The sequence below is a fragment of the Streptomyces sp. SAS_281 genome, from assembly GCF_052542855.1.
The window spans coordinates 1-23,330 of record NZ_JBMNDO010000036.1 but is presented as its reverse complement, the minus strand read 5'-3'; the positions used below and the strand labels follow the sequence as shown (position 1 = coordinate 23,330).

26 protein-coding genes are annotated in these 23,330 nt (G+C 72.9%); 14 read left to right on the top strand and 12 right to left on the bottom strand.

The features are described 5' to 3' along the window. Window positions 1-55 precede the first annotated feature (55 nt). The 6 genes from ACN6LM_RS16235 to ACN6LM_RS16210 all read right to left on the bottom strand — a co-directional run bounded on the left by ACN6LM_RS16235 (window position 56) and on the right by ACN6LM_RS16210 (window position 4,678). Window positions 56-502, bottom strand: coding sequence for a DUF2871 domain-containing protein (locus ACN6LM_RS16235; protein WP_445066066.1), 447 nt, complete (start codon window positions 500-502; stop codon window positions 56-58). A 176-nt stretch (window positions 503-678) separates the two neighbouring features. Beyond that, window positions 679-1,170: a nucleotidyltransferase domain-containing protein gene (locus ACN6LM_RS16230; protein WP_445066065.1), complete on the bottom strand. Its 492-nt coding sequence runs from the start codon at window positions 1,168-1,170 to the stop codon at window positions 679-681. A gap of 471 nt (window positions 1,171-1,641) precedes the next feature. After that, window positions 1,642-2,385, bottom strand: coding sequence for a histidine phosphatase family protein (locus ACN6LM_RS16225; RefSeq protein ID WP_445066064.1), 744 nt, complete (start codon window positions 2,383-2,385; stop codon window positions 1,642-1,644). A gap of 29 nt (window positions 2,386-2,414) precedes the next feature. Then, window positions 2,415-3,476 carry a CU044_5270 family protein gene (locus tag ACN6LM_RS16220; protein ID WP_445066063.1) on the bottom strand — a complete coding sequence of 354 codons (1,062 nt, stop codon included), beginning with the start codon at window positions 3,474-3,476 and terminating at the stop codon, window positions 2,415-2,417. After that, the gene (locus tag ACN6LM_RS16215; RefSeq protein WP_445066062.1) at window positions 3,473-4,105 is read right to left on the bottom strand and encodes an RNA polymerase sigma factor; all 633 of its coding nucleotides are present in this window, start codon (window positions 4,103-4,105) and stop codon (window positions 3,473-3,475) included. Before ACN6LM_RS16215 ends, ACN6LM_RS16220 begins: the two co-directional genes overlap by 4 nt. A gap of 96 nt (window positions 4,106-4,201) precedes the next feature. Then, on the bottom strand, window positions 4,202-4,678 hold the full coding sequence (locus tag ACN6LM_RS16210; RefSeq protein ID WP_445066061.1) for a nuclear transport factor 2 family protein: 477 nt from the start codon (window positions 4,676-4,678) through the stop codon (window positions 4,202-4,204). A gap of 81 nt (window positions 4,679-4,759) precedes the next feature. Between ACN6LM_RS16210 and ACN6LM_RS16205 the strand changes: the two genes are divergently transcribed. Next, on the top strand, window positions 4,760-5,245 hold the full coding sequence (locus tag ACN6LM_RS16205) for a VOC family protein (RefSeq protein WP_445066060.1): 486 nt from the start codon (window positions 4,760-4,762) through the stop codon (window positions 5,243-5,245). A gap of 51 nt (window positions 5,246-5,296) precedes the next feature. Here the strand turns inward: ACN6LM_RS16205 and ACN6LM_RS16200 are convergent, their stop codons facing one another. The 3 genes from ACN6LM_RS16200 to ACN6LM_RS16190 form a co-directional block, all read right to left on the bottom strand. Then, window positions 5,297-5,650 (bottom strand): beta/gamma crystallin domain-containing protein, encoded by a 354-nt coding sequence (locus ACN6LM_RS16200; RefSeq protein ID WP_445066059.1) that lies wholly within the window; start codon window positions 5,648-5,650, stop codon window positions 5,297-5,299. Window positions 5,651-5,827: 177 nt separating this feature from the next. After that, complete coding sequence (locus ACN6LM_RS16195) at window positions 5,828-6,796, bottom strand: RNA polymerase sigma-70 factor (protein WP_445066058.1); 969 nt, start codon at window positions 6,794-6,796, stop codon at window positions 5,828-5,830. Further along, on the bottom strand, window positions 6,793-8,040 hold the full coding sequence (locus ACN6LM_RS16190; RefSeq protein WP_445066057.1) for an NAD(P)/FAD-dependent oxidoreductase: 1,248 nt from the start codon (window positions 8,038-8,040) through the stop codon (window positions 6,793-6,795). The genes ACN6LM_RS16195 and ACN6LM_RS16190 overlap by 4 nt, the downstream gene beginning before the upstream one ends. 112 nt (window positions 8,041-8,152) lie before the next feature. On the opposite strand from ACN6LM_RS16190, the gene ACN6LM_RS16185 reads away from it, so the two are divergent. Next, on the top strand, window positions 8,153-8,752 hold the full coding sequence (locus ACN6LM_RS16185) for a CGNR zinc finger domain-containing protein (RefSeq protein WP_445066056.1): 600 nt from the start codon (window positions 8,153-8,155) through the stop codon (window positions 8,750-8,752). 3 nt (window positions 8,753-8,755) lie between these two features. Further along, window positions 8,756-9,151, top strand: coding sequence for an SRPBCC family protein (locus ACN6LM_RS16180; protein ID WP_445066055.1), 396 nt, complete (start codon window positions 8,756-8,758; stop codon window positions 9,149-9,151). 44 nt (window positions 9,152-9,195) lie between these two features. Here the strand turns inward: ACN6LM_RS16180 and ACN6LM_RS16175 are convergent, their stop codons facing one another. Next, window positions 9,196-10,038: an alpha/beta fold hydrolase gene (locus ACN6LM_RS16175; RefSeq protein ID WP_445066054.1), complete on the bottom strand. Its 843-nt coding sequence runs from the start codon at window positions 10,036-10,038 to the stop codon at window positions 9,196-9,198. A gap of 72 nt (window positions 10,039-10,110) precedes the next feature. Between ACN6LM_RS16175 and ACN6LM_RS16170 the strand changes: the two genes are divergently transcribed. The 5 genes from ACN6LM_RS16170 (at window position 10,111) to ACN6LM_RS16150 (ending at window position 14,234) form a co-directional block, all read left to right on the top strand. Beyond that, window positions 10,111-10,941 (top strand): helix-turn-helix domain-containing protein, encoded by an 831-nt coding sequence (locus ACN6LM_RS16170; protein WP_445066053.1) that lies wholly within the window; start codon window positions 10,111-10,113, stop codon window positions 10,939-10,941. Between the two features lie 103 nt (window positions 10,942-11,044). Further along, window positions 11,045-12,670 carry an ArnT family glycosyltransferase gene (locus ACN6LM_RS16165; protein ID WP_445066052.1) on the top strand — a complete coding sequence of 542 codons (1,626 nt, stop codon included), beginning with the start codon at window positions 11,045-11,047 and terminating at the stop codon, window positions 12,668-12,670. 25 nt (window positions 12,671-12,695) lie between these two features. Then, window positions 12,696-13,352: a maleylpyruvate isomerase N-terminal domain-containing protein gene (locus ACN6LM_RS16160; RefSeq protein WP_445066051.1), complete on the top strand. Its 657-nt coding sequence runs from the start codon at window positions 12,696-12,698 to the stop codon at window positions 13,350-13,352. Between the two features lie 202 nt (window positions 13,353-13,554). Further along, window positions 13,555-13,779 (top strand): hypothetical protein, encoded by a 225-nt coding sequence (locus ACN6LM_RS16155; RefSeq protein ID WP_445066050.1) that lies wholly within the window; start codon window positions 13,555-13,557, stop codon window positions 13,777-13,779. Window positions 13,780-13,805: 26 nt separating this feature from the next. Next, window positions 13,806-14,234 carry a hypothetical protein gene (locus tag ACN6LM_RS16150; RefSeq protein ID WP_445066049.1) on the top strand — a complete coding sequence of 143 codons (429 nt, stop codon included), beginning with the start codon at window positions 13,806-13,808 and terminating at the stop codon, window positions 14,232-14,234. Window positions 14,235-14,257: 23 nt separating this feature from the next. Here the strand turns inward: ACN6LM_RS16150 and ACN6LM_RS16145 are convergent, their stop codons facing one another. Continuing rightward, on the bottom strand, window positions 14,258-14,929 hold the full coding sequence (locus ACN6LM_RS16145; protein ID WP_445066048.1) for a response regulator transcription factor: 672 nt from the start codon (window positions 14,927-14,929) through the stop codon (window positions 14,258-14,260). Continuing rightward, window positions 14,917-16,077: a sensor histidine kinase gene (locus tag ACN6LM_RS16140; RefSeq protein WP_445066047.1), complete on the bottom strand. Its 1,161-nt coding sequence runs from the start codon at window positions 16,075-16,077 to the stop codon at window positions 14,917-14,919. Before ACN6LM_RS16140 ends, ACN6LM_RS16145 begins: the two co-directional genes overlap by 13 nt. 171 nt (window positions 16,078-16,248) lie before the next feature. Here ACN6LM_RS16140 and ACN6LM_RS16135 point away from each other — a divergent pair, with 171 nt between their 5' ends. From ACN6LM_RS16135 to ACN6LM_RS16110, 6 genes are all read left to right on the top strand, one after another. After that, window positions 16,249-17,043, top strand: coding sequence for an ABC transporter ATP-binding protein (locus ACN6LM_RS16135; protein ID WP_445066046.1), 795 nt, complete (start codon window positions 16,249-16,251; stop codon window positions 17,041-17,043). Further along, window positions 17,040-19,793, top strand: coding sequence for an ABC transporter permease (locus tag ACN6LM_RS16130; RefSeq protein ID WP_445066045.1), 2,754 nt, complete (start codon window positions 17,040-17,042; stop codon window positions 19,791-19,793). Before ACN6LM_RS16135 ends, ACN6LM_RS16130 begins: the two co-directional genes overlap by 4 nt. 574 nt (window positions 19,794-20,367) lie before the next feature. Beyond that, window positions 20,368-20,997 carry an FG-GAP repeat domain-containing protein gene (locus tag ACN6LM_RS16125; protein WP_445066044.1) on the top strand — a complete coding sequence of 210 codons (630 nt, stop codon included), beginning with the start codon at window positions 20,368-20,370 and terminating at the stop codon, window positions 20,995-20,997. Between the two features lie 165 nt (window positions 20,998-21,162). Beyond that, a complete protein-coding gene (locus ACN6LM_RS16120) occupies window positions 21,163-21,834 on the top strand; it encodes a TetR/AcrR family transcriptional regulator (protein ID WP_445066043.1) in 672 nt (223 codons plus the stop codon). A 77-nt stretch (window positions 21,835-21,911) separates the two neighbouring features. Beyond that, window positions 21,912-22,361 carry a hypothetical protein gene (locus tag ACN6LM_RS16115; protein ID WP_445066042.1) on the top strand — a complete coding sequence of 150 codons (450 nt, stop codon included), beginning with the start codon at window positions 21,912-21,914 and terminating at the stop codon, window positions 22,359-22,361. After that, a complete protein-coding gene (locus tag ACN6LM_RS16110; protein WP_445066041.1) occupies window positions 22,358-23,008 on the top strand; it encodes a TIGR03086 family metal-binding protein in 651 nt (216 codons plus the stop codon). Before ACN6LM_RS16115 ends, ACN6LM_RS16110 begins: the two co-directional genes overlap by 4 nt. Window positions 23,009-23,330: the final 322 nt, after the last annotated feature.

Below are 23,330 nucleotides of genomic sequence, written 5' to 3'. Positions count from 1 at the left end.
ACGTGGGGGCCCTCGATTATTACGCCGTAATAATCGAGGGCCCCCATGTGCGGGGTCAGGCGGCGCCCGCGGTCCCCGCGGCCGGCTTGACGTGCTCGTTGACGCGCTTGCCGAGCAGGATGAAGAGCAGGACCAGCCCCACGGTCAACAGGATGTGGCCGAGCCCGGCGGTCAGCGGCACGACCTCCGCGATGTGGTCCTCGTCGCGCCCGAGCACGGTCAGGATGCCGTGGACGCCCATCATCGCCGTCGAGATGGCGATGCCGATGTTGTAGAACCAGAAGAACGCGGTGAACAGCTTCGAGCCGGACAGCCCGAAGACCTTGTCCAGGGCGAGGACGATCAGGAAGACGAGCATGCCCAGCGCCAGCAGATGGGTGTGCATGAGCGCCAACTGGGTGTCGCCGTGGAAGTCCTTGATCTTGGTGAACTCCCGGTAGAAGAGCCCGGAGACCACTCCGACGATCATGTAGACGTGTGCTGCGTAATACGACTTCCGCATGGCGGACTTCGCCCCCCCTGGGTCGAATACCGTACTGATCGGGGCCATTCAAGCACCCGGCCCCGCGCGTACGGGTGTTTCGTCCGGCGCATCGGGGCGCTCCACGAGCGCGCCTCAAGCCACCTTCGAGCGCTTCCCGTACGCGGACGGGCCACCGGTCACGCCTCGCTCCAGGATCAGAAGTGCGTGCTGACCCCGAACGTCTCGCGGAGCCGGGCCATGTCGTGGAGGTCCCGGTCCCTGGGCTCGTACCCCTGGTGGAAGCGGACCTGCTGGGCGGCGGACAGGCAGGGCACGGTACGGCCCCCGACGCTGCCCGTGACGAAGCAGTCGGCCGGATAGACGAACGGCTTCCCGGGCTCCAGCGACTCCTGGCGTGCGCTCCCGTCGGGGCCGAACGACAGGGGGTGCAGGTCGATCTGACGCTCCGCCCCGTCCGCGAGGACGAACCGAGCGGGCCGCCAGTCGAGCGTTTCGGTGAACCCCGCCGCGGCAAGAGCGGCGACGACGGCCGGCTCCTGCTCCAGGCGGTGCATCAGGTCCAGATCCTGGTGCTCCCGGGTCTGCCGCCCCACCAGGGCATCGATGCCCCAGCCCCCGCCGACCCAGACCTCCGCACCGGCCTTCCGCAGCAGGTCCAGGATCTCCAGCACATTGTCACCGGTCATGTGGTCCGTCGCTTTCCCCGAGGAGTGGTGGTGACGAGCCCCGGCTCACAGGGGCTGGTCCGTGAGCTCCCCGAGGGAGGGGGCGGTCCGGGCCGGGCCCCCGGGAGCCATCGAGCACCAGCAGATGCGCCCCCCCCAGTACGCCGCCTCGTGAAGTGCATGGGCCGACGATATCCGGGGCCGCGTCCGGGCCCGCTCATCCGGCCCGACCGAAGAGGAGCGTCCCGGCACAGCCGCACGGCCGCGGCCACCGACAGGAAGGCCGTTCCCTTGAGCACGCCCAGCGGCATCGTCGAAGCCACGGCTACGGCCACGGCCACGGCGCGGAACGGCCCGGGCACCGAGGCCCGGCACGCATCGGCGCCCGGCACGCATCGGCGCCCGGCCCGCGCCGACGGCCGGCAGGAGCCGGCCGCCCATGACCACCGCGTTGAGCGCGGCCCGTGGTCGTATCGGTCGCCCGGGGCCGTATCAGAGATGCGCGGTCCCGCCCCAGAGCCGCAGGCTCAGACGGTGGCCGTCGCCCTGCCAGTGGGAGAGCGACGCGTTGGGCACCGGCGGCACGCTCTCGGGAGCCGCCGCCCCGAGGCCCGCCAGGGCGAAGCGGACGGCGACGACCGCCGCGTCATGGGCGACGATCAGCACCCGCCGCCCGGGCGCGGCCCGTTCCAGATCGGCGAGGAAACCGCGCACCCGCAGGGCGACATCGGCGAGGGATTCCCCGCCCGGCGGGCGATGGAACCACTCGCCCAGCCGGTCCCGGCGCGCTGCCTCCTCCGGGTCCCGCGCCACCAGCGCGGCCGGCGGGTACAGCTCGAAGACGCCCATCTCCCGGTCACGCAACCGTTCGTCCACCAGAAGCGGAAGCGGAGCGACGCCCTCACCGGCCGCGTACCCGGCCATCACCTGCCAGGTCTGCCCAGCCCGTAGGTACGGCGAGCACACGACGAGGTCCAGGTCCCCGGCGTGCTCCACCAGCCATCGCCCGAGCGCCCGTGCCTGTGCCCGCCCGAGTGCGGACAGCGGTACGTCGCGGTCGCGGCCTTCCAGGGGCGTCGCACCCGCCTCGGCGAAGGCGGCATTGGCGGTGCTCTGCCCGTGCCGGACCGCCCACAGTGCGCCGAGCGCGTTCGGTACGGCGAGGGGCGCCCCGCCTAGTCCCCCTTCGGGACGCCAGGATGCCGCCTCGCCGCTTCCCCGTACCGCGTCCGTCATGGCGTCAGGTTAGGTCCCCGCGGCCCGGATCAGGCCGTGGCCGACGGCTTCTCGCGGAGGGCGTCGACCACCGCGCGCTGCAGGACCGCCGACGTGTTCGTGACGGTGCCCTTCCTGCCCATGGCGGTGTCCCGGATGAGGTAGGTCCGCTCGCCCAGGTACGCCAGGGTCTTCGCGTCGAAGATCCAGACGGTGCGCCAGCCGGCGCGCTCGTTGTCCCGGGCCACGCCGATACCGTGCCGGCCGGCCGCGTCCACCGCGTCGGTGTCCACGCTCACGCCGGGGATCCTCGCCGCGGCCTTGTACAGGGCGGCGGCGGTCTTCGGCGGCATCAGGGTCTCCCGCAGCAGCTCGCCGATGGCCTCGAAGGCGTCCTGGTCCGGGTCCCGCTCGTCGGCCGGGGTGTCGCGCGCGTCCTGGTCCGCGGTGATCTCGGCGGCGAGCCTGCGGAGCAGGGCGTCGGGGCCGGTGGGCAGGGAGGCGAGCCAGGTGTACGTGGGCCGGTTGAGGCCCGCCGGGTAGCCGACGGGCTTCTCGCCGTCCGGGACGCCGACCGTGATCGGGTAGTACCTGCCGTCCTGGTGGATCAGCCCCTCATTGATCACCGGTCCCGCCTTCTGGGTCATCCAGACCTCGCGCTCACCGGGCTCGCCCAGCTTCACCGGACCGCCGAACGCGCCCTCGTTCTCGGTCTGCAACGTCCTGACGTACACGTACTGGTCGTCGGCGACCTCGAGCGCGTCGCTCTTCGAGGCGACCGTGGCGATCCGGTCCAGCAGCACGGTCGCGCCGCGCGGGGCCGTGGCCGTGGCGGCGGTGCGGGGGGTCTGGTCCCGGCCCGTCACGGCGAGGGTCGTGAACAGGATCCCGCCCAGGGCCAGTCCGGCGGCGGGCAGCAGGACGGCGGGGCGCAGGAGGCGGGGCCGGGGGCGTGCGGTGGCGCGGTCGCCGTCCTGGTCGATCAGCTGCATCAGGGTTTCCTTGTGGTGGAGATGGCGCCCCGGGGGCAGGTCCCGTTCGGCCGGGGCCGGCAGCAGCCGGGCCAGCTCCTCGCGTTCGGCCCGGGTGGGGCCGGAGGTGCGGTCGTTCATCGGGCTTCCTCCTGGAGGGGCAGGGCCACGAACGCGGCCCTGCCCTGTACCTCTCCGCGACGGGGGCGGGGTTCCGTGGCGTGGTCGTTCCGTTCCCGGGCCAGCCGCTCGTCCGTGAGCCGCCTCAGCCGCTCGCGGGCGCGGGACAGCCGCGACCGCACTGTGCCGACCGGGACGCCCAGCGCCTCGGCGGCCTCCGCGTAGTCGAGGCCGGACCAGACGCAGAGGGCCAGCACCTCGCGGTCCTGGCGGCGCAGTCCGTCCAGCGCCTCCCGGACCGCGGCGAGCCGCCGGGCGTCGTCCACCTGCCCGGCAGCGGCGTCCGCGATGTCCGCGACGGGATCGGGAGCGGGGCGGCGGGCCAGGAAAGCGATCCGTCGGCCGGTGCCCCGGTTGGCGTTGCGCGCCTTGTTCGTGGCGATGCCGAGCAGCCACGGCAGCAGCGATCCGCCCTCCGGCTCGACGGCCTGCCGGGTGCGCCAGGCGGCGAGGAAGGTCTCGGACATGACCTCCTCGGCCGTCGACCAGTCACCCGTCAGCCGGTAGGCATGGTTGTAGACCGGCCGCGCGTACTCCTCGTAGAGCGCGGCGAACGCCTGGCGGTCGCCCGCCCTGATGCGTGTGCGCATGCGCTCCCCGTCTTCCTGATCATCACATCTCACACCTCTACCTCTCCGGCCGTCCCGGCGGGTTCCGGTGACCCCCGCCACACCGGGGTGTGCGCGTCAGACGGCGGCCGGTACGAACTCCGCGGGCAGGCGCGGCGGATTTCCCCGGGTCCACACGATCCGCAGCGCGGTGGCGGAGATCCGCCAGCCGTCGGCCGTCCTGACCAGCTCGGTGTCGGTGTGCCCGGCGGAGACGAAGACGCCCTCCGAGCCGTCCGCGTGGACGTGGGTGCTCAGCTGGGCACCACGAGCCGTGGCCCTGTCGCCGTCGATGTCGATGACGTTGTTCGTACCGAAATGCACGGTCCGGTCGAACAGCGCCATGCCCTGCCGCACGCGGTCCAGCACGGCGTCGCGGCCATGGACGGTGCCGATGGGCATCTCGGCGGTGACGTCCTCGGTGTGGAACGCGCGGGCCCACTCGTCGTCGAGGACTCCGTGGTCCAGGGAACGGAGAAAGCGGTCCAGGAGGTCGGTGATCTCGGCGCGGTCGGTCAGGTGTCGCAGCTGCCGCTGCACCTCGTCGGTAGTCATGGTGCAAGACTCGTTCCTCAAGCGGACTTGAGGTCAAGGCGCTCCCGCTGCGTTGTCGGACCCGCCTGCGATGCTTCGGCGATGGAGAGTGAGAGGGAGCCCGGGATGACGGCCGGGATGACGATGCAGCTGGTGATCGACTGCGCCGACCCGCAGCGGATGGTGGCCTTCTGGGCCGGGGCCCTGGGCTACGTCCCCGAGCCGCCGCCGGAGGGGCATGACAGCTGGCGCGCCTACTGGGAGGACATGGGGGTGCCCGCGGAGGAGCTCGCGCCCGGCGCCGGGGACGTGCCGGAGTCGATCGTCGATCCCGCCGGGCACGGGCCGCGGGTGTGGTTCCAGCGGGTCCCGGAGGTGAAGGCGGTCAAGAACCGGTGGCACTTCGACCTCAAGGTCGGCGGGGGGCGCGGCGTCCCGCTGGAGGTCCGCAAGCAGCGGGTCAATGCCACGGTGGCGCGGCTGGTCGAGGCCGGTGCCACGGTCGCGGAGGTCAGGGAGCTGCCGGACATGGACTTCTGCGCCACCGCCATGCTGGACCCGGAGGGCAACGAGTTCGACGTGGTCTGACGGCCACCGCCGTTCGCGCACGGCGGTGGCCGGTGGTTCACTTCCGGGCGCTCACAGGATCTGGATGCTCTTGATCCGGGGCGGGTTGTTCGGGAACGTGATGTCCGTCCAGCGGTTGATCCGGACCGAGTCCCCGTTGACGTCGTAGTAGATGAGGTCGTTGTTGCCGGTGACGATCCGGTCGGCCCACCAGCCGCCGAAGTCGGTCCGGCCGGCGTTGGCGTAGCAGTCGACGCTCTGACGGCCGTCGAGGTGGGAGTAGATCTTCAGGAAGTCCGCGCCGCCGATGCACTCCACGTGGTCGATGGCGTAGGCGGACCCTGCGGGTACGGCGACGGTCAGCGAGGCCGCGGCGGCGAATGCCATGGCCAGGGAGCCGAGGATCCGCTTGCCCTGTGCGATCACGGGATCTCCTTCGTACGGGTCCGGGCCGGGGCCCGGCCGTGTCGGTGACGTGGCGCAGCGACGAACGGGCGCGCTCCGCCGAGCCGGTGGCGACTCGTTGACGATCTTGTAGCCGCGCCACCGGCAGGCGCGGAAGGCGGAGCGGCGCCGCCGGTTTTCGACCCGATCGGGCGAGGGCTACCGTGCCCCGATGTCGTACGCGACCCCCTCGGAGACCGCCCGCAGCTTGTCCGGGTTGGCCACGTTGTGGATCGCGGTGATGCGCCCCTGCGCGTCGAAGTCGAAGGTCATGGTGGCGATGACGCGGTCCGGGCCGCTGAACACGAGCCCCGGCCCGCCGTTGATCTCCGCGAGCCCGGCCTTCATGTCGGCCGGCTCGACGCCCTGGTAGGCGACCGTGCCGATCGCCGAGAACCAGCCGGCCACCGTGGCCGCGCCGGTCACCGGGCGCAGGGCCTGGCGGACCTTGCCGCCGCCGTCGGTCCACAGGGTGACGTCGGGGGAGAGGAGTTCGAGGAGCGCGTTGACGTCACCGCCCGTCGCGGCGGCGTGGAAACGTTCCGCCGCCTCGCGCTGCCTGGCCCGGTCCGCCTCGAAGCGCGGACGCCGGGCCCGCACGTGCTCACGGGCGCGGTGCGCGGCCTGCCGTACCGCCGCCTCGGAGCGCTCCACCGCCTCGGCGATCTCGGCGTGGCTGAAGGCGAACACCTCCTTCAGCACGAACACCGCGCGTTCCAGCGGACTGAGCGTTTCGAGCACCACCAGCATGGCCATCGACACCGACTCGGCGCCCAGCGCGGCCGATTCGGCGTCCGGGACCGCCTCGGGGGCGCCCCCGCCGGTCAGGATGGGCTCGGGCAGCCACGGCCCGACGTACGTCTCCCGCTTGTACCGGGCGGAGCGCAGCCGCTCCAGCGCCAGGTTGGTCACGATCCTGGTCAGGTACGCCTTGGGGTCGGCCACCTGCGAACGGTCCGCGGCGGACCACTTGAGCCAGGCGTCCTGGACGGCGTCCTCGGCATCGGCGGCGGTGCCGAGGACGCGGTACGCCACGGAGAACAGCAGGCGCCGGTACTCCAGGAAGACCTGCTGACCGGGATGGGCGAAACGGTCGGGATGGGCGAAGCGGTCGGCGGCGCTGGTCATTTGTCCCCTCGGATGCGGGTGAAGCGGCCTCCGCGAGGCCAGAACGCGCCCGACGCGGGCATCTTCTTCATACGGCCGTACGTCGGCCAGGGCGAGGCTGTCACGGTCTCCTTGTACCGGACGGCCATCGCGCCCACCAGGCAGATTCGGCGCGGGCTGTCGTCGGGCCGGGTGAACTGCACGACCGCGTCGCCCCGGCCCAGGCTCACCGGCGTGTGGTAGTAGCCGAACCGGAAGGGCTTCGGCTCCTTGCCCCGGAGGACCCGGTCGATCGACAGCGCCGCGTGCACCCCGGTCGGCATGCCGCCCTGGCAGGTCCCGTGCATGACCCCGTAGCCCTGGCGGATAGCGGCCGCGTCGCCGACCGCGTACACCTCGGGGTGCGAAACGGAGCGCAGCGCCTGGTCCGTGACGACCCGTCCGCGCTCATCCACCTCCAGTCCGGCGGCGGCCGCGAGCGGTGCCACCCGGGTGCCGCCCGTCCAGAGGACCGCGTCGGCCGCGATGCTCTCGCCGCCCTCCAACTCCACCGAACCGGCGAGCACCTTCGCCACACGGACGCCGCTGCTGACCCGCACGCCGAGGCGGTCGAGGGCGGCCCGTACATGCGCCCGGGCCTTGTCGTTCATGGCCGCGCCGGGCTCCTCGCCGCCCAGCAGCACCACGTCGAGGCGGGGGTACCGCTCGGCGATCTCGGCCGCCGACTCGACGCCGGTGAGGCCGGTGCCGACGACGACCACAGTGCCGTTGCCGCGTTCGCGGTCCTCGCCGCCCTCGGGGTCTTCGCCACCGAGGCCCTTCAGCCGGTCGGCGAGCAGCCGCGCGTCCTGGGCACTGCTCAGCGTGTACGCGTAGTCGTCGGCGCCGGGCACCGGCGAGGTGTCGGCGACCCCGCCCAGCGCGTACACCAGCGTGTCGTAGGACAGGACACGTTCGTCGTCGATGCGTACGGTCCTGGCCCCGGCGTCCACCGCCGTCACCCAGCCCCGCGTGAACCGCGCGCCCGTGCCCTCCAGCATCTCCGGGACGCTCATCGTGTCGAGGGGGCGGCCGGCGGCGGTCATGTGCAGCCGCATCCGCTCGGTGAACCGTTCCCCCGCGTTCACCACGGTCACCCGCACCGCGTCCCGCCGCTTCCCCGTCCGGGCCGCCAGCTGCACGGCGGCGGCCATGCCCGCGTACCCGGCCCCCAGAATCACCACGTGGTGCTCGCCGTCCGTACGAGTCTCCCGCTGCGTGTTCATGATCGGTCCCTTCTCCATCGGCTGCTGACAACCAGGGGATGGGGGCGGGGCCTTCGGATGTGACATGGCGGGACTGTGGCGCGCGTCACTCGTAACCGCTTATAGTGGTTACATGGATGTCACGCCCCCGGGACTGACCCTGCGGTCCACCACCGGCGCCGCCTACCGGTTCGACCCGGGCACCCTGTGCCTGGAACTGCTGACGACCGGCGGGCCCGGGCCCTACCAGCGGTACGAGGTCCTGCACCGGCCCGCCGACGTGACCGCCTGGGCGGAACGCTCCCGGCTGACCCCGACCCCCGAGCTGGCCGTCTCCGCGGAGGAGGTCGCGGCGCTACGGATGCTGCGCGACGCGCTGTTCCGGGTGGTCATCGCCCACACACGCGGCGAACCGCACCCCCCCGGCGACCTGGCGGTCATCAACGAGGCCGCCGCGCGCCCCGCCCTGGCGCCCGCCATCGCCCCCGACGGCAGCCGCCGGTGGGCCGGCACCCCCGGAGGGGCGGCGCTGGCCGCCACCGTCGCGCGCGACGCCGTCGAGCTGCTGACGGGCGCCCACGCGCACCGCGTCCGCATCTGCGCCGCCGAGGACTGCCACCTCGTCTACGTGGACACCTCGCGCCCCGGCCGCCGCCGCTGGTGCTCGATGGAGCACTGCGGCAACCGCCACAAGGTCAGGGCGCTGCGCGCCCGCCACTCCGAGGAAGGATGACCCATGCCCACCGGACTCACCAGGGACGCGGGCTGGCAGATCGGCGTGTCCCGCACGCTGCCCCACCCCCCGTCCGCCGTCTGGGACTTCATCAGCGGCCCCGAAGGACTCGCCCTCTGGCTCGGCCCGGACGCGGCGCTGACCCCGGAGCGCGGTGCGCCGTACCGGACCGCGGCGGGAGTGACCGGCGAAGTACGCGGCTACCGCCCGCCGGACCGCATCCGCGTCACCCACGGCACCACCACCCTCCAGGTGGCCATGACCCCGGCCGCCGACGGCACCCGCACGATGCTCCGCTTCCACCAGGAGCACCTGGCGAGCGCGGAGGACCGCGAACGCGGGCGAACCCACTGGCAGCACGTCATGGACGAGGTGGAAGCCGCCTTGGACCGGCCGTAGGAGGTCCCGGCCCCTGAGACGTGAATCCGCACGACGTCCTTCCGTCAGCGATGCAGGGCGGCGAAGTCCAGCAGGGGCGCGGCGACCCGGGGCGGGTCCTCCAGGATCGGCGAGTGCCCCAGCCCCGGCAGCAGCTCCACCCGGGCGCCCGGCACGGCGCGGTAGCCGGCGGCGGACGAGGAGCGCCAGCGGCGGTCGTCCTCGCCGAAGAGCACCAGCAGCGGCTTGCCGAGCACCGCCAGCCGCTCCGGCAGCGCCCCCTCCTCCATATACGCGCGGGTGGCCTGCATGGTGGCCGCGAAGGAGTGCGGTGTCATGGCGCGGACCTCGTCCAGCAGCGCGTCCGGCACCCGGTAGCCGGGGCGGCTGAAGCCCGTGCTCGCGAGCTGCCGGATCTGCTCGTCGCTCGGCGGCCACTGGGCGGGACCGGCCGCGCCGGAGCCGGTGGCGATGAACGCACCCAGGTTCGGGCCGGTGTTGACGAGCACCAGCGCCGACACCAGCCCGGGGCGCTCCTCGGCGAGGGCCGTCGCGGTCACCCCGCCGCTGGAATGCCCCACCACCACGGCCCGCCCGGCACCGAGCCGGTCCAGCACGTCGCCGGCCCGCCGGGCCTGGTCGGGAATGGCGTAACGGCCGCCGTCCGGCTTGTCCGAGCCGCCGTGCCCGAGCAGATCGACGCGCACGACGCGGTGCGCCCCGGACCCGGCCCCGCTCCCGGCTCCCGTCAGCAGCGGTACGAGCGCGTCCCACGAGCGCGCCGAGGACGCCGAACCGTGGATCAGCAGAAGCACGGGAGCCTCGCGCGGCCCGTCCTGGCACACATGGATGGTGTCGCCGTCGTCCAGTGTGAGGAGCGACGACTCGGTGGTCCTCGAAGCAGTCATGGCTCCACTGTCGCGACCGGCCCCGCCCGCGTATTGAACGAATGTTCCGGTCGGCCCTCGTAGCATGGAAGGGTGCACACGTTCATGCACGGTACGACCGCGTGGGACGTCGCCCGTCCGCGGCGGCCCAGCCGGGTGGCCGGAGTCACCATGGCCGGGTTCGGCGTGCACGACCTGGACGCGTTGCGCATGGTCCCGCACCCGGCGGTCACGCTGCTCCTCGAATTCGGCGCCGGCACGCCCGTCCTCGACCGCGCCACCGGTGAGCAGCAGCGCGGATGCCTCGTCGCCGGCCCCGGGCTCGGTTCCGGGGGAGCGGTACGGGTGCGCGGGCGGGACGTCGAGTGCGTGCAGGTGCGGCTGTCCCCCGTGATCGCCCGCGCGGTCCTCGGCGTGCCGCCCTCCGAGCTCGACGGCGCCGTCGTCCCGCTGGACGCCCTGTGGGGCCGCGAAGCGTCCCGGATCCGCGAACAACTCGGCGAAGCCCCGTCCTGGCAGGCCCGATTCGCGCTCGCGGAGGCCCTGATCACGCGCCGGTACGCGGCCGGCTCCCCGGTGGACCCGGAGGTGGCGCGGGCCTGGCGGCGGCTCACCGACGGGCACGGCCTGCCCAGAGTGGAGGAGCTCGCCGCCGATGTCGGCTGGAGCCGCAAGCGGCTGTGGTCCCGCTTCCGCTCCCAGCTCGGGCTGCCGCCCAAGCGCGCGGCCACCCTGGTCCGCTTCGACCACGCCGCCCACCGCCTGGTCGCGGGCGAGGGCCCGGCCCGGGTGGCCGCCGACACCGGCTACGCCGACCAGTCACACCTGCACCGCGACGTCATGGCGTTCACCGGGGCCACCCCGGCGGCACTGGCCGGCGAACCCTTCCTCGCCGTGGACGACATCGCCTGGCCGGGGCCCTGAGGGGCGCCTGGGCGCGACGCACCTCGGCGAGCCGGGCCTCACGCAGGTCGCGCAGGCCGCGCAGCATGAAGGGGCAACTCCCCTTACAGGAAAAGGGCTTAAGGTGTGTGCGGCCCGCGGCGCACGGGCCGCCCGGGCCGTCGAGACGCCCCGGGACACCGGCACCGGGGGGACGGACGACATGGCGGACGAGCCGGACACACCGGGACCGGGCCCGGCCGCGGCGATCACCACGAGCCACCCCCTCGCCCCGTACGACCGCCGTGTGCTCCTCGTCGCCGGCGGGGTCTTCGCCCTCCTCATGGCGCTGTCCACGCGCTACGGCTTCCACATGGACGAGCTGTACTTCCTCGACTGCGCCAGGCACCTCCAGGCGAGTTACGTGGACCAGCCGGTCCTGGCCCCGCTGCTGGCGCGCGTCTCACTCGAGCTGTTCGGCGTATCGGAGGCCGGGCTGCGGCTGTGGCCCGCGCTCGCCGCCGCCGGGACGGTCGTCGTGGGCGGGCTGACGGCGCGTGAGTTCGGCGGCACCCGGCGGACACAGCTCGTCGCGGCGATCGCGACCGCAGCCATGCCCGTGCTCCTGGGCGGCGCGCACCTCGCCAACACCACGTCGTACGAGGTGCTGGCCTGGGCGGCGATCGCGCTCGTGGTCGTACGGATCGGCCGCACCGGCGACACCCGCTGGTGGCTCGCGGCCGGGGCGCTCGCCGGGATCGGGGCCGAGTTCAACCACCTCGCCGGCATCTTCGGGGTCGTCCTGGTGGCCGCCGTCCTGCTCGGCCCGGCCCGGCGCACGGTGGCCGACCGGTGGCTTCTGGCCGGGACGGCGCTCGCCGTGCTGCTCGTGCTACCGGACCTGTGGTGGCAGGCAGACCACGACTGGGCGATGTTCGAGATGACCCGGGCGCTCAACGAGAAGAACGGAGGCCCGGGCCACATCCCCACCTGGATCGTCGGCCAGATCGCGACGACCGGGTTCGCGACGGCGATCCTCTGGTTCGCGGGCCTGCGCTTCCTCTGGCGCTCCGGCCGGCCCCTGTGGCAGTGCCTGGTCGCCGCGTACGCCGTGCTGTTCGTGCTGTTCGCGGTCACCACAGGGGCCCAGATCTACTACCTGGGCGGTCTGTACGTGTGCCTGCTGGCGGCCGGCGCCGTCGGGCTCGACGGATGGCTGCACGCCCGCCGCGACCGCCTGCGGGACCTCATGATCGCGACGGCAGCCTCGACCGCGCTGCTCGCCGTCATCGTCCTCCCCGTCCTGCCGCCGGGCGCGGCCGCCTGGACGTACGGCGTCAGCACGAACACGGGGGAGACCCTGGGCTGGCCCCGACTCGTCGGCACCGTGCACCAGGTATGGGACGGCCTCCCCCCGGAGCAGCGCGCACACGCGGTGATCTACACGGCCGACTACGGAGAAGCCGGCGCCCTCAACGAACTCGGGCGCGGCACCGGCCTGCCGCACGCCGTGAGCGCCCACAACACCGACTGGTGGTGGGGCCCCGGCGACCCGGCCGCCACCACCGTCCTGGCCGTGGCCCCCGGCCCGGAGCACGCCCCCGACTACGCCGCCCGGCTGCGCCGCTACTTCCGGCACGTCACCGTGGCCGCCGGACTCACCAACCCGTACGGCATGCACAACGTGGAACAGGGCGGTCACGTCTACGTCTGTACCGGGCCGCGCCGTCCCTGGGCCAAGACGTGGCCGCAGTTGCGCCACTACGGATGAGGCGCGCACACCCTAGCGTGCACCCATGCATGCCTTTTCGCGTTCCTGGACAGCGCTGCTCGACGCCGTGGCCGGTCTTCCCGACGAGGACTTCCCGAAACCTTCCGGCTGTACGGGGTGGCTCGTCCGGGACCTGGTGTGCCACCTGGTCATCGACGCGCAGGACGTCCTGATCACCCTGGCCACCCCCGCCGACGGGCCCGCCACGACCGACGCGCCCGGCTACTGGGACCTCCTGCCCCAGCTCCCGACGGGCGACGACCCGCTCGACGCGCTCATCCCCCGCCTGGCGGCGGCGTACGGCGAACCGCGCCTGCTCAAGCACCACATCGACGACGTCGGCACAGCGGCTGTCCGCGCCGCCGGTCTCGCGGACCCGGCCGCCCGGGTCCGTACACAGGACATGGTCCTCACGGTCGCCGACTATCTCTCGGCGTACGTCCTCGAAGGCACCCTGCACCACCTCGACCTGGTGGCCCACCTGCCCGCCGCCCCGGGGCCGCCCGCCGAGACCCTGGCCATGGCCCGCACCGCGCTGGAGTCCGTCGCGAACGCCACGTTCCCCGCCTCGCTGGCGGACGCCGACGCGCTGCGGATCGGCACGGGGCGCCGCACACCGACCGCCGCGCAGACGGCGGAACTGGGCGGCCTGGCGGCACGGCTTCCGCTCGTCCTCGGCTGACCCCTCAGCCGCTGCCGGCGCCGCACAGCTGCTCCGCGGCGGCTGGTCGGCGAAAGCGGCGGTACGACAGCCCCGGATGGTGGTGCAGGCTTCACCCCGGTTCGGGTGCGCGGTGTACTGACCCGCACCCCCCGGCCCGGCAGCATGGAGGGGACGGCGCGGGGGGACCGCGTGACGCGCACGGAGCGAAACAGGAGTTCTCATGGCACGTTCGACCGACTACGACGAGGACCGCGCCCCCCGCAAAGCCAGAGGAGCGTGGTACGCGCCGCCACTGCTGGTGTTCCTCGCGGGCGCCATGCTCACCTCCGTGGTCTCGCACGCCGTGGACGACGCGGCCTACACCGCCGTGATGAGCGCGGGCTTCACCCTTGACGCGATCGCGGTGATCTGGGCGGTCGTCCGATGGCGCCGGTCCGCGAGCTGACCACGTACTCAGGGAGAGAAAGCTCTATGAAGTCGTCACCGGGCCCGCGGACCCGCTCATCGGGACCGCACCGGAGGTGGACCGCACTCCTGGCCGGCGGAATCATCGCCGTGCCGGCCGCACTCGGACTGACCGCCTGCGATTCCGCGCAGGACGCGCTGGACCGCGGCGACCTGTGCCTCGACATCCTCGACGTCGCGCTCTTCGACCCGGACCCGTCGAGCGCGGACGAGGCCCGCAAGGACGTACGGGACCGGGCCGACAGGATCGACAAGATCGCCGGCAGGACAGCCGACGGCGAACTGCGCGACGCCGCCGAGAAGACCGCGAAGGAACTACGGTCCGCCGCCGGCAAGGACCTGAAGGCCGGGTCGGTCCCGGAGTACGTCACGGAGCAGAACGGCCGGCTGAAGGCGCTGCGCAGGACGTGCACCGACATCGGTGACTTCGGCTGACACCACACAGAGACGTCTGCGGTCTACCGCGACGCCTCGCCCGTGATGTCGTTCCCCAGATACGCGAGGACTGCCAGCACACGGCGGTGGACGCTGGTGCCCTCCGCAGGCAGGTTCAGCTTGTCGAAGATGCCCCGGATGTGTTTGCTGACCGCCCGCTCCGTGACGAACAGCCGTTCCGCGATGGTCGCGTTCGCCAGCCCCTGAGCCATCAGCTCCAGCACCTCGTGCTCACGCGCCGTCAGCCCGTCCAGTGCCCGCGCCGACGCCCGCTGCTGGATGATCTCGTTGACCACCTCCGGGTCCAGCGCCGTGCCGCCCTCGACGATGCGCTCCAGGGCCTCCAGAAACTGCTCGACCCGGCCCACCCGGTCCTTGAGCAGATAACCGATCCCGCGCGCGCCGAGCGCCAGCAGCTCGGCCGCGTAAGCCTGTTCGACGTACTGCGACAGTACGAGAACGGGCAGGTCCGGGAACTCCTGCCGGGCCGCGACCGCCGCGCGCAGGCCCTCGTCGCGGAAGCTCGGCGGCAACCGCACATCCAGGACCGCGGCGTCCGGCCGGGTGCGGCGCAGCATCGGCATGATCTCCGGCCCCGACACGCACGTCCCCACCACCTCGTGGCCGTTGTGCGTCAGCAGCAGCGTCATCCCCTCCCGGAGCAACGCGTTGTCCTCCGCGATCAGGATCCGCATGGCAGCTCCACCTTCGTCCTCGTCGGCCCCCCGGGAGGGCTGGTGATCTCACTCGTGCCGTCGAGCGCCGCGATCCGGCGGCGGATGCCGAGCAGCCCGCTCCCGCCGTGCTCCTCGGCCCCGCCGCGCCCGTTGTCGGTGACGACGACCTGGAGGAACCCGTCGGCCCTGGCGAAGCGTACTGAGGCATGGGTCGCCCCACTGTGCTTACGGATGTTCGTCAGACACTCCGCGATCACGAAATAGACCGCGGCCTCCACGGCCGCCGGCAGCCGGTGACCGCTCTCCACGGCCGCCAGGTTCATCTCCACCGGAATGTCCGCCGAGACCGCGAGCGTCCGCACCGCCCCGGCCAGTCCACGATCGGTGAGAACCGGGGGATGCACCGTACGCACGATGCCCCGCAACGCCGCGAGCGTGGCATCGATCCCCTCCTGGGCCTCCGCCAGCCACCGCGTAGCCGCGTCCGGGTCGCTCCTCACCTGCTGGCGCGCCAGCCCGACCCGCATGGACAACGCCACGAGCTGGGCCTGCACCCCGTCGTGCAGGTCACGTTCGATACGGCGCAGCTCGGCGCTGTGCGACTCCATGGCCCCGGCCCGGGACTCGGAGAGCTCCGCGACACGTTGGCCGAGTTTCGCCGATGGCGACGGCTTCAACAGCGCGGCGGTCCACCGGGCCTGTACGTCCGCCAGGCTCTCGAACACCGGCAACGCGCGGGGCCGGGGGCCGAACACGGCCGCCGCACCGTCGACGAGCAGCGCCACCGGCCACAGCACCAGCACGACCGCGCTGAAGCCGAGGATGCTGAGGGTCGCGTACGGCAGCCAGAGCGCGTCCCGCCACGTGCCGGGATCGGTGAGCGCCAGGCGCACCCGGTCGCTCGGCGAGCCGTCCAGCGGCAGATACAGCTCCGGAACCGGCTTCCCCAGCCACCCGCCGGCCCGCACCCGTTCGTATCCGGCGAACCGGCGCAGTCCACGCACGATCTCCGGCCACGCCGGAGCGCCGACCAGGACCAGCGTGAAGAACACCCCGGCCGGGACCGCGAAGCAGCCCAGGAACGCGGCCATGGCCACCGGCAGCCCGAAGAACAGCTGGCAGGACGCCTGCCAGGACCGCCGGAGCTGGGACGAGAGGTACGCCATGAAGGCACCGTAGTTGGCGGCAGGGCCCCCGGTCAGTGGACTCAGCCACCCGGAAGCCGGGTGGTGCCGGCTGAACCCGTACACGGGTGAGCGCTCCATCGTGCCGACCCCGGCCGCGGCCCTACCGTCGCCACAGAGGCGCGGCAGGAGCACGACCCGGAAGGCGAACCAATGGCACTGCGCATGAGGAAACGGGCCCTCGGGCCCGCACAAGCGGAGGCGGCGGGCGCCGACGCGCTCACCCTCGAATCCGTCACCCGGCGCTACCGGCGCGGCGGGAGGGACTTCCACGCGCTGGACAACGTGAGCATGGAAGTGCCGCCGGGCCGTTTCCTGGCCGTCATGGGCCGCTCCGGCTCCGGCAAGACCACCTTCCTGCAATGCGCCGCCGGGCTCGACCAGCCCACCTCCGGCACGGTAAGGGTCGGCGGCACCGACCTGTCCGGGCTGTCCGAGGCGGCGCTCACCCGGCTGCGCAGGGACCGGATCGGCTTCGTCTTCCAGTCCCTCAACCTCGTACCGTCGCTCACTGTCGGAGAGAACACCGCCCTGCCGCTGCTGCTGCGCGGCATGAACCCCCAGGACCCCGCCGTGCGCGAGCGCGCCCACAGAATGCTGGCGGCCGTCGGACTCGGCGACCGCGCGGACGACTCCCCGCTCCGGCTCTCGGGCGGCCAGCAGCAGCGCGTCGCCATCGCCCGGGCCCTGGTCACCGACCCCGCCGTGGTCTTCGCCGACGAACCAACCGGGGCGCTCGACCCCGTCACCGCCCGCGAGGTGCTGCGGCTGCTGCGCGAGGCCGTGGACACGTCCGGCCACACCGTGGTGATGGTGACCCACGACCCGCAGGCCGCCGCCTGGACCGACGAGGCGATCTTCATCGATACCGGACGCATCGTCGCCCGCGAGGACCGCCCCGAGCCGGAGACCGTGGCCCGGCTGCTCGCCGGGCTCGGGGAGCGATGACCGTGCCCGTCGGCCCCCGGCCGCCCGCCGGCCGCACCGGCTCCCGGAAGCCGTACGGCGAGCCGGTCGGGCGCGGCCGGCGCACCGCCCGCTTCCTCGCCCGCCGCTCCATGCGGCTGCACCGCAAGGCATGGACCGCCGTCTTCGCCGCCCTCGTGCTCACCGCGCTGCTCCTCGGCAGCTTCGCCCTGGCCGCCCTGTCGGCGTTCGTGGGCCACGCCCACGTCGAGCGGTACGAGGCGACCACCGCCGTCGTCGCCGCCGACCAGACCACCCGCTACCGGGCCAAGCCCTGGGGCGACCCCATGACCACGGTCACCCAGTCCCTCACCGAACGCGTCCGCGTCCCCGCGGGTGTCGTGGACCGGCTCGCCGAGGTGCCCGGCGTACGCGCCGCCGTCCCGGACCGCAGCTTCCCGGTCGCCCTCGCCACCCCCGACGGCCGGGGCGTGCCCGGACCGGACAGCGACTCCGGCACCGCGCCCGTGTACGGCCACGGCTGGCCGACGGCGGCACTCGCCCCGTTCACCCTGCGCGCGGGCCAGGCGCCCGACAAGGCCCGCCAGGTGGCGGTCGACGGCGATCTCGCCGCACGCGCAGGCGTACGCCCCGGCGACCGGCTCCGGCTCCAGACGCTCGGCGCACCCGCCGAGTACATCGTCTCCGGCGTCGTCGCCCCGCAGGGCGACGCCGACGACACCGGACTCGCCCACCAGGGCGCCGTCTTCTTCACCGAGGGCGAGGCCGTCCGGCTGTCCGGCCACCCCGGCACCGTCGACGCCATCGGCGTGGTCGCCGACGACGGCGTGAGCGTGCACGAGCTCTACCCCGCCCTGCGCAAGGCCCTGGCCGGCGACCATCCCGCCCGTGACGCCGCCGCGGGCAGCCGGGACCCGCAGGACAGCTCCCTGCTGCGGGTCCTGACCGGCAACGGGCGCGGCCAGGCGGAGTTCCTGGACGCGGCGCCGAGCCGGACCGGCCTGCTCAGCCTGCTGGCCATGCTGTGCGCGACCGTCCTCATGATCGCCGTGCTCGTGGTGGCCGGCACGGTCACCCAGGCGGTCCACCAGCGGGCCCGGGAGCTCGCGCTGCTGCGCGCGGTCGGAGCGACCCCCTGGCAGCTGCGGGCGACGGTCGGCCGGGAGGTGACCGGCATCGCCACCACGGCGGCCGCGGTCGGCGCGGTGGGCGCCGTCCCGGTCTTCCTGACGCTGCTGCGGATGCTGCGCGACCGCGGCGCCGTCCCCGTCGGACTCGACCTCCCGGCCCTGCCCTGGATGTTCGCGACCCCGGCCCTGACGGCCCTCCTGACCCTGGCCGTGGCCCGGGCCGCGGCCGCCCTGGCCTGCGGCCGCATCGCCAGAATCCGCCCCGCCCAGGCGCTCGGCGAGGCCCAGAGCGAACCGGGCCGGCCCGGCCGGGGCCGCACCGCGACCGGCCTCGTCGTGCTCTTCGCGGGCCTCAGCTCCGCGGGCACCGCGGCATTGCAGTCGGGAGAACTCGCGGCCATGGCGGCGGGCAGCGCAGCCCTCGCCCTGGTGATCGCCTGCGCGCTCCTCGGCCCCTGGATCGCCCGGGGCGCCCTGCGCCTGCTCGCACCGCCCGCACGGAGACTCGGCGGCACCGGGGGCTACCTCGCCGCCGCGTCCACCACCGCGAACTCGCGCCAACTGGGGGCGGCCATCACCCCGGTCGCCCTGGTCGTCGCCTTCGTGGGCGTCCAGCTCGCGGCGGGCGCCACCATGGACCACGAGGGCAGCGCCCAGGCGCGGCAGGCGATGCGCGCGAACCTCGTCGTGACCACCGAGGACGCCGGACTGCCCGCCGGGGCCGCCCGCCGCGTAGCCGCCGTACCGGGCGTCGAGGCCGCCACGGGCGCACTCCACAGCACGGTCGTCCTCGCCGGGAAGGAGGCCGGCGACCCCGTCCTCGAACGGCTCCCGGTGGTGGGCGTCACGCCCGGCGCCCTGCCCGCCACGCTCGACCCCGACGTCACCTCCGGCTCCCTGCGGGACCTGCGCGAGGGAACCGTCGCGCTCGGCGCAGCCCGGGCCGATGCGCTGGACGCCGGGGTCGGCTCCACGGTGCGGCTGCGCTACGGCGACGGCGTCACCGCCTCCCTGCGGGTGGTCGCGGTCTACCAACGGGGCCTAGCACTCGGCGACTTCCTGTTCGCCCGCGAGGCACTGGCGCGGCACGTGACCGCGCCGCTGGACACCCGCATCCTCGCCCGGGTCGTCCCGGACACCGACCAGGAGGACGTGCGGGAGGCGGTGGACAAGGCGATCTCCGGTGCCGTGCTCGGCGCACGGGTGACCGCGCACCCGAGCCCGGAGCACCTCCAGTCCGAGGACCGGGGTGTGAGCCAGGTGCTCACCGCCGTTGCCGTCGCCGTCGTCGGCGGGTTCACCGTCATCGCCGTCCTCAGCACCCTGGTGCTGATCGTCATCGGACGCCGGCAGGAACTGGTCCTGCTCCGACTGGTGGGCGCGGGGCGCGGCCAGGTCCGGCGCATGCTGCGGGTCGAGGCGGCGATCGTGACCGTCACCGGACTGGTGGTCGGCTCGCTGGCCGCCCTGATCCCCCTCACCGCGTTCAGCCTGTCCGTCACCGGATCGCTGCCCTATCTGCCGCCGGTCCAGGTGGGGGCCATCGTCCTGGTCGTCGTCGTGACCGTGGCCGCGGGCACCCTCCTGCCGGCCCGCCCGGCGCTGCGCCGCCGGCGCCCGGCTGCCCTGCACCGTTCCTGACGAGCCGTCGGGCAGAACAGGACCGACGACGACGCCCCGGACCCGGCCCTGGTACGAGGGCCGAGAACCGTGCGAGGTCAAGCTGACGGACCTGTTCACCGGCGTGGAGCCCGAAGCGGCGAGCGGGACCGCCGGCTCCATGCTGCTACTGCCCGGCGCGGCCGCCGTAACCACGTATCGCAGGTCGGTGATCGTGACGTACTGTCACGATGCTGCCAGATCAACGTTCTTACCCGAATGCTGGCGGGAACGTTACTCGACGACCCATGGAGTCTCTGTGGCTGGAATCCCCGCCCGGTACCGCACACGTATAGCCGCTCGTGCCGCGGTCCCGGCGCTCGCCGCTGTCCTTGCCGCAGGCACTTCCGCGGTCGCGGCCGATATCCCGAAGCCGTCCGACCGGGCACGGACGCACCCGTCCGCGGCAGCAGCGGCGACCACAGTACCGACCCCCCAGTTCAACCTGTGCGGCATCGACCCCAACCTGTTCCGCGTGTGCTGGTCACCGTCGTACGAGGGTGACGGACTTGTTTCCGACGGCAGTGAGGAACGTGGCTGGAGCGGAATCCGCGCAGTGGCCAAGGTGGATCACACGGGTGATGGCCGGGCCGACGGGATCTACACCTTCGGGACGTCCGGCAGCGTCAACTACCGCCCGCCGAGCGAGATGTGGGGCGATGACGTCGGCTACGGCTGGGACATCTACAACATGACGTTCTCGCCGGGCAACCTCGGCGGGGACGTGCCCAGTGACATCCTCGCCCGTGACGCGAAGGGCGACCTCTACCTCTACCTGGGGTACACGAGCGGGAAGCTGGCCAAGCGCGCCAAGGTGGGCTACGGCTTCGACATCTACACCGCCTTCGCCGGCAACGGCGACCTGGACGGTGACGGCAGGAACGACTTCGTCGCCCGCGACAAGTCCGGCGTCCTGTGGCTCTACAAGGGCACCGGCGACGCCGCCGCCCCGTACGCCAAGCGCACCAAGATCGGCAGCGGCTGGAACCAGTACAACTGGCTCATCTCCACCGGCGACGTCAACAAGGACGGCCGAACCGACCTCTTCGCCCGCGACTCAGCGGGTGTGCTGTGGCAGTACGCAGGAACCGGCAATGCCGCGGCACCGTACAAGCCCAAGGCGAAGGTCATCGGCGGGCCCAAGAACGACAGCAGAGGCTGGAACATGTACTCCTTCCTCTACTGAGCGCCCTGCTGGCCCCGGCACCTGAAGAGCGTGCCGCATCCCCGTTGTTGGGGGTGCGGCACGCTCTCCTTCTGTTCCGGAGGCGCCTCCGTGCCCTTGGCCAAGACTTCTCCGGCACCGGCAGCCGCCCCTCGGTCGCACCAGCTGTGCTGGCAGACTGGGCGGGTGAGCAGCAACGACATCAGCGCCGGGGCGGGCGCCCCCAAGGCGGATGGACGGGTCGAGCGCGGCAATCGCACCCGGCGCCTCGTGCTGCGCCGGACCGTTGACATCGCCTCCGTCGAGGGGCTCGAAGCCCTGTCGGTGGGACGGCTTGCGACCGAGCTCGGGCTGAGCAAGAGCGGGGTGTTCGCGCTGTTCGGTTCCAAGGAGGAGCTACAACTGGCTACGGTCCGGGCCGCTTCGAGGATCTTCGCCGACGAGGTGCTGGAGCCGGTGGACGGCATTCCCTCCGGAGTGGCCCGCCTTGCGCACCTCTGCGGGAGCTGGCTCGACTACTCGCAGCGCCGGGTGTTTCCCGGAGGCTGCTTCTTCTCCGCAGTGATGGCCGAGTTCGACGCCCGACAGGGCCCGGTCCACGACGCGCTCGTGCAGTCGCTGGCCACGTGGATGGCGTACGTGGAGGGCTGCGCGGTCGACGCGCGGGCAGGCGGTGAACTCCGCGGCGACAGCGACATGGCGCAGCTGGCCTTCGAGTTGGTGGCGCTCATGGAGACGGCCAACGCGCACTCGCTCCTGACCGCGGAGACCCTGCCGTACGACCGGGCGCGGACAGGCATCATCTCCAGGCTGCTGGCGACGGCAACGGATCCTTCACTGGTGCCCCAAACGATCTGAAATTGTGCTGCTATTGGCCCCGATCGAGCACGACAAAGTATTAGCACGACCGATCGTTTAGTTTTATGCTCGGCGTCATGACCACTCGACCTGTGACCTACCGGCTGCTGCGCACCCGCTGGCGTTCCGGCCCCGTACCGCTGGCCCTGTGCCCCGTCGTCGTGAGCGTCACCGACTTCACCGCGACGAGTCATCCGCAGGCGGGCGCGATCGCTCTCTCGGGCCTGCGTCTTCGCCGCACCTGGCCGAAGACGCCGGGCGCGCTCGGCATGTGGCTGTGGGCCGAGGTGGCGGGCCGGCGCTCAGGCTCGGTCAGCGTGTGGCGCGACGAGGCCGCGCTCAGTGCGTTCGTCGGCCGCTCCGACCACATGGCGGTCGTTCGGGCTCACCGGGGCCGCGGCACGATGAGGGCCGCCGCCTGGGAGGCCGAGGATTTTGACCCGGACGCCGTGTGGGGCCGGGCCCGCACCATGCTCACCGGCAAGACTCCCTGGCCGCAGGGCCTCGTCCGCCTGGAGGACGCGTGACGAACTTCGTGGAGCTGGACCGCATCGCCGCGCTGGAGACGTTACGTCTCGTGCGTTGCGCGGCCGACGCCGCTGCCGGCGACGGTACAGAGACCTGGGACCGGCAGACTCCCTGCTCCGGCTGGTCCCTGCTTGATCTCCTCGCGCACATGACGGCGCAGAACCACGGCTTCGCTGCGGCCGCACGGGGCGAGGGCGGGCTGCCTGCACACTGGCGGGTCGCGGACATCACCGCCGATCCGGCACGCGCCTACGGGGAGTCCGTGGCCGCGCTCATCGTGCCGTTCGCCGAAGCGGGCGGAGGCGAGTCGGAGTTCGTGCTGCCCGAACTGGGCCGCGCGGTTCCCGGCCGGCTGGCCGTCTCATTCCACTTCCTCGACCTCGTAGTGCACGCCTGGGACCTCGCCCGCACCCTCGCACTGGAGGTGCAACTTCCGGGAGACATCTGGGCGGCGGCCCTGCAAGTGGCGCGTCGCGTACCGACCGACGAGCAGACACGAGGGCCCGACGCCTTCTTCGCCCCGGCCCTGCCACCGTCCGCGCCGGTGACGCCCCTGTCGGAGACCTTGACCCTGCTCGGGCGGAACCCTCACTGGTCCCGTGGACTGCAGGGCGACCACTGCCCTCCCTCCGGTGGAGGGGCATGAGTCCAGTTATAATCTGCACTTCAAAATGAAGCACACTGAGGAGTTGCACGCCATTGCCCCCGGCGCCTCCCTGTAGTCAGCTGCCCGCGAAGCGGGTCTCTTGGCCCGGGAGCGAAGCGGACGGGCCGGGGTGGAGCGGACGGGCCAGGGTGGAGCGAAGCGGAACCCCCTGATGGACAGCCATGAAGTGGCTGCCCATCAGGGGCATTGCGAAGCGAGGCCCGTTCACTGCGTTCACGGAGCGAAGCGGAGGGAACGCCCGCGCTTTGCGCGGGCCGGGGAGCGAAGCGAGCCGGTTCACAGCCCTCTGGAGCGAAGCGGA